Source organism: Streptomyces hainanensis, from assembly GCF_004348415.1.
Lineage (GTDB): Bacteria > Actinomycetota > Actinomycetes > Streptomycetales > Streptomycetaceae > Streptomyces > Streptomyces hainanensis.
The window spans coordinates 1-5,740 of the sequence record NZ_SMKI01000472.1 but is presented as its reverse complement, the minus strand read 5'-3'; the positions used below and the strand labels follow the sequence as shown (position 1 = coordinate 5,740).

General features: G+C 72.3%; 5 protein-coding genes. All 5 read right to left on the bottom strand.

The window, feature by feature from the left end; all coding sequences use genetic code 11:
* Nucleotides 1–71: 71 nt before the first annotated feature.
* Nucleotides 72–977, bottom strand: coding sequence for a carbohydrate ABC transporter permease (locus E1283_RS30365; RefSeq protein ID WP_132821384.1), 906 nt, complete (start codon nucleotides 975–977; stop codon nucleotides 72–74).
* Nucleotides 977–1,912, bottom strand: a complete 936-nt coding sequence (locus E1283_RS30360; RefSeq protein WP_243745211.1) for a carbohydrate ABC transporter permease — start codon at nucleotides 1,910–1,912, stop codon at nucleotides 977–979. Before E1283_RS30360 ends, E1283_RS30365 begins: the two co-directional genes overlap by 1 nt.
* Entirely contained in the window at nucleotides 1,909–3,297 is a 1,389-nt protein-coding gene (locus E1283_RS30355; RefSeq protein WP_165956302.1) for an ABC transporter substrate-binding protein, read from the bottom strand. The genes E1283_RS30360 and E1283_RS30355 overlap by 4 nt, the downstream gene beginning before the upstream one ends.
* A gap of 266 nt (nucleotides 3,298–3,563) precedes the next feature.
* Nucleotides 3,564–4,769, bottom strand: a complete 1,206-nt coding sequence (locus E1283_RS30350) for an ROK family transcriptional regulator (RefSeq protein ID WP_243745210.1) — start codon at nucleotides 4,767–4,769, stop codon at nucleotides 3,564–3,566.
* Between the two features lie 166 nt (nucleotides 4,770–4,935).
* Nucleotides 4,936–5,740 (bottom strand): ROK family protein (locus tag E1283_RS30345; RefSeq protein ID WP_132821382.1); only part of this gene is annotated, 805 nt, incomplete at its 5' end.

The window sequence follows — 5,740 nt, the reverse complement described above, 5'->3', positions numbered from 1 at the left end:
GGCCCACCGTCTGACCCGCCGCCGCCGTCGGCCGCGCCCGTGGCGTGGCGTGGCCGACGACGGCCGGGGCCTCACCCCTTGACCGAGCCCACCAACCCGTTGACGAAGTACCGCTGGGCGCTGAGGAAGAGGAGCACGATCGGCACGACGACGATCAGCGCGCCGGCCATCAGCGTGTTGTACTCGATCGTCTGCTCCGACTGGAGCGACTGCAGGGCGATCGGCAGCGTGTAGGTGCCGGGATCGTTGAGCGAGACCCGGGTCAGCAGGTACTCGTTCCAGGTGGGGATCGCCGTCAGCAGCGCCACCGTGATCAGGGCCGGCCGGGCCAGGGGCAGGAAGACCCTCCCGAAGATCCGCAGCTCGCCGGCGCCGTCCATCCGGGCGGAGTCCCGCAGCTCGGTGGGCACCGCGGCGAAGGCGTTGGTGAGCAGCAGGACGGACAGCGGCGCCGAGCCGTTGACGAACGGCAGGATCAGGCCCCAGTGGGTGCCCAGGATGCCGATCCGGTTCTCCAGCAGCACGATCGGCAGCAGGGTCACCACGCCCGGCACGAACAGCAGGGCGATGAACAGCCGGTACAGCGCGGCCCTGCCGGGAAAGCGGAGCACCGCGAAGGCATACCCGGCGCAGGCGTAGACCACGACGGTCATCAGCGTCGTGAACACCGTCACCTGGAGGCTGTTGAGGAAGTAGTCGAAGAAGTCCAGCCGGTTCCAGGTGTCCGACAGCGTCGCCAACGTCGGTTCACGCGGAATGAGATGGGTGCCGGAGACCACCTCCTCCCTGGTCTTGAACGCCGCCGACACCATCCACAGGAACGGGTACAGGCTGACGGCCCCGTAGCCGGCCAGCAGCGTGAACACCACGACCCGGGCGACGCGGCGGGAACCGCGGCGGCGAGGGGGGAGGGGCCGCACCGGAACGGCGGCCCGGCCGGCGCCCTTCGGCGCCGCGGTCACGATGTCGGTGGCCATCACGCCGCCTTCCTGGTGGCCCGGTGGGAGAGCAGCGCGATCAGCAGCGCGGCGAGGAACAGCAGCCAGCCCAGCGCGCTGGCCAGGCCCAGGGTCGGGCGGAGTTCGGACTGGAAGGCGTACGTGTACGTCTGGAGGCCGAGCACGTTGGTGTGGTTGCCGGGGCCGCCGTTGGTCATGACCAGGAAGACCTGGAACCCCTGGAGCGCGTCCCGCAGTTCCAGCAGGCCGACGACCAGCGTGGTGGTGCGCACCAGCGGCCAGACGACGGCGGAGTTGGTGCGCCACCAGCCGGCGCCGTCGATCTGCGCGGCCTCCAGCACCGCCGGGTCCACCGACTGCAGCGCCGCCAGGTAGAGCAGGACGGCGACCGGCACGGCCGACCACACCATCACCACGACGAGGGTGCCGAGCGCGGTGTCCGGGTTGCCGAGCCAGCCCTGCGGCTGTTCGAGCGAGCCGAGGCCGAGTGCGCCGAGCAGGGTGTTGATGGCGCCGTTCGGCTCCAGGATGTACTGCCAGGAGAAGTACACCGCGACGCCCGCGGTCACGTGCGGCAGGAAGTACACCGACCGCAGCACGCCGCTGAACCGCTTGACGGAGTTGAGCAGCACCGCGAGCGGGAAGCTGATGGCGATCGTCAGCACCGGCACCGCGATCACCACCCACAGCGTGTTGGTGGCCGCCTCGCGCACCGCGGGGGCGTGGACGGGGTCGCGCCACAGCAGGTCGGCGTAGTTGTCCAGGCCGACCCAGGTCCAGTTCGGGGTGAACCCGTTCCACTCGGCGAAGGAGAGCGAGAACCCGTAGCCGATGGTGTAGAGGCCCATCACGGCGAACAGCACCATCGCGGGCGCGACGAAGGTGTAGCCCCAGGCGGCCTCCCGCAGCCGGCCGCTCCGTCCCACGGCGCGACCCCGCTCGGTGAGCTTCACCGCTGCTGGTTCCAGTAGGAGGTGATGAGGTCGGCCATCTCGCCGCCGGCGCCCGCGGCGTCGGTGCGGGCCAGGGGGGTGTACTCCATCAGCAGCGCGGCGACCTCCTCGCCGTCGTAGCCGCTGGGCTTGTACGTCGTGTCGCCCGGGTTGTAGGCCTCGGCGGCGCTGGACAGGGTCTCCATCATCTGGCCGAGCACCGGGCCGACCGCCTGGGTCGGGTCGTCGCCGAGGTCGGTCGACGGCACGTCGAGGGCCGCCTGGGCGAAGTCGGCGGCGACGTCCGGGGCGGCCATGTACTCGAGGAAGCCGAGCGCCCCCTCCTTGTCGCCGGTGGTGGCGGAGACCGAGAGGCCGGTCAGCCCGAAGGGTGCCAGCGTCAGTTCGGGTATGGCGCCGCCGGACGGCGCGGGCACCGGGAAGGTCATGAGGTTGTCGGTGTCGAAGCCGTTCTGCTCCAGGAACGCCAGCGTGAAGGTGCCGCCGACCAGGAAGGACGACTCGCCCTGGGCGAAGGAGAGATCGGCCTGGTCGATGGGCAGCGTCTGGGTGCCCGGCGTCCAGTACGGCTGGATCTCGCCGTAGTTCTCCAGCACCGCCCGGCCGTCGGGGGAGGCGAAGTCGGTGTTCGCGTCGTCGGAGAACAGCGCCTCGAAGCCGTCCTGCCCGAGCTGGCCGTACGCCATGGGCTGGAGGATCCACTCCAGGCCGGTGGTGGGGCTCTGCAGGCCGACGCTGAGGCCGCCGTTCTCCGGGAACTCCTCGTCGACCGCGGCCAGGACGTCGATGAACTCCTCCCAGGTGGCGGGGGGTTCGGTGACCCCGGCCTGGGCGAGGCGCTCGGCGTCGGCGTAGACGATGCCGAAGGTGCCCATGGTCAGCGGGACGCTGAAGCGCTGGCCCTCCTCGATGCCGGCCAGGTTCGAGTCGGGCGCCAGGGAGTCCTCGTAGTAGTCGGGCGTGACGGTGCCGGCGTCGCGCACGGCCTCCGAGTACCGGGACAGCCACTCGTCGGTCACGTCGTCGGACAGGTCCTCCAGCAGGCCCGCGCCGCCGAAGGTGAAGTCGTCGCCGTGGATGTGGGTTTCGAACAGGTCCGGCAGGTCCCCGGTCTGCGCGGCGGCCTGGGTGCGGGTGACGAAGGCCTCGTCGGGGGTGACCGCCTCCACCTCGATGGCCACTCCCGACTCCTCCCGGTAGGCGTCGGCGGCGGCCTGGAGGGCGGCGACATGGGACTGCTTGAAGGTCCACAGGGTCAGGGTGCCGTCATCGCCTCCCGAACCGCCGGAACCGCCGGAACCACCGCAGGCGGCCAGTGATCCGGCGAACAGGAGGACGGTGAACAGCGTGGCGGGGCGAACGACACGACGGCGTTGTCGGTGCACGGCAACTTCCTTTCGACGCACGGCGACGGGCGGGACCTGAGGTCGGCCGCCGAGGGGTGGAGCGTAGCTAAATCGAATTGATGTACGGTGTCAAGAGTCGCGACAGGGCAGGGTGCGACGGATGCCCGGAGGGCGGGGTGCGGCGGCGTCAGCCGTGCGGGAGAGGCCGCCGGTGGGTGCCGCCGGTGGGTGCCGGCGGTGGGGGAGACGTGCGAGGGCCGGGCCGCGTGACGGGGCGCGTCGGCGCCCGCCGTCACCTACGGCCGTCAGGCGATGAGGAGTGACTTCACCTGGGCGGAGAGGATCTGGTCGAGCACGAGGCAGGCCGCGCCGATGGCGCCCACGTCGTCGCCGATGGCGGTGCTGGTGACCGCGGTGTCGTGCATCTTCTCCACGAACGGCGAACCCGCCACGAACGGTTCGACCACCGCGAGGAAGCGCCGGGAGAGGTGCGGCCAGATCGGGCCGCCGAAGACGATCAGTTCGGAGTCGAGCAGGGTGGCCGCGGCGCACACGCCGTGCGCGACCCGCCGGGCCCAGCCGTCGATGATCTCCGCGGCGGTCTCGTCGCCCTCGTCGGCGAGCGCCACCAGGCGTTGCAGGCTCCGCTCGGCCTCGCGCGGGTCGGCGGGGGCCGCGTCGGGGCCGAGGACGCCGCGTTCGATGGCCTCGTTGACCAGCGCCTGGGTGGTGCAGTTGGCGTCGAGCCCGCCGACCTCGCCGGCGTTGTTCGACACGCCGCGCAGCACCACGTCGTCCACCACCGCGCCCATGCCGGAGCCGGTGCCGAGGTAGAAGAAGAGGAAGTTGCCCGAGTGGGCGGCGGCGCCGGCCCAGCGCTCGGCGATGGCGGCGGCGATCACGTCCTTGTCCATCAGCACGGGCAGCCGCGTCTTCTCCGACAGGTAGTCCCGCAGCGGGACCCGGTGCCAGCCGGACAGCAGCGGCGGCTCGACCACTGAACCCGAGCCCACCTCGACGGGCCCGGGCACCGCGATGCCCACGCCGAGGATCCGCCCGCGGTCCACCGCCGAGCGCTCGATCAGCGTGTCCACGGCGGAGCTCATCTCCGCCAGGGTCTCCTCCTGGTCGACCGCCTGCGGCGTGGGCCGCCGCATCCGGTGCACGACGTTGCTCAGCAGGTCGAGCATCACGTAGGTGATGACCGCGGGGTCGAGGTGCACGCCGATCGCGTAACCGCCGGCCGGGTTCACCTGGAGCAGGGTGCGCCGCTTGCCGCCCTGGCCGCTCTTCTTGCCGGCCTCGTGGATCATGCCGCGGTCCAGCAGTCGTCGGCAGATGTTGGAGACGGTCTGCGCCGACAGCTTGGTGGCCGACGCCAGCTCCACGCGGCTGAGCCCGTCCGGCTCGCGGCGGATGGCGTCGAAGATCACCGACTCGTTGAAGTCGCCCATCCGCGGCAGGTTGGTGCCGCGCCGAACGGGCGGACGCTCGAACGTCACGGCCGACATCGTCTCTCCCTCTCCCCTGCGCACGGGCGTGCGGACCTGGGTGAGCCGCTGACCGGCGACGATATCATAAATCGAACTGATTGACTTACGGCCTCGATCGGGACCCGGAGCCGCGGGACGGGGCCCAAGCCCTACCCGCCGCCGGCCCACGGAAACCCCCGACGCGTCACCAGCCGCCCTGCCCCCCGGACCCGGTGCGCAGCCGGGGCGCGAACGCGGCGTGGAAGACGCCCGAGGCGGCGCCGATCGCCGCGGCCGACTCGTTCAGCAGCGAGTGCGCCACGTGCACCCGCCGGACCCGCCGGGCCACCGGGAACCGGTTGACCGCCTCGGAGATCTCGGTGAGGAAGAGGCCGGCGACGGCCGGCGGCACGGCGGGCCCGCCCACGATCAGCAGGCCGGTGTCCAGGAGGTCGGTCACGCCGCTCGCCCCCCTGGCCACCACCCGGGCCACCTCGCGGACGGCGGCCACCGCCCGCTCGTCGCCGCCGGCCGCGGCGGCGCACAGCCGCTCGTACGCCGCCGGGGAGTCGGGCAACGGAAGCCCGGCGGCGCGGGCCTTCCGCGCGGCCGACGCCATGGGAGCGCACTCGTCCACCATCGCCGGGCCGCCCTCCGGGGTGAGCCGGCCCACGGCCAGCGCGCACAGCTGGCCGAACTCCCCGGCGTTGCCCGTCCGGCCGCGGTACACGTCGCCGTTGAGGAAGGCGCCGCAGCCGGCGCCGGTGCCCAGGTAGAGATAGACGAAGTCGCCCGAGCGCTCGGCCGCGCCGATCCAGCGCTCGCCGATCGCCGCCGCCGTGGCGTCCTTCTCCACGGTCACCGGCAGGTTCAACCGCTCGGCGAGCGCGGCCCGCAGCGGGATGTCGTGCCAGCCGCCGAACAGCGGCGGGTCGAGCACCACCCCCGCGTCGGCGTCCAGCGGTCCCGGCACGGCGATGCCGACGCCGAGGGGCGTGCCGGGGGAGGGG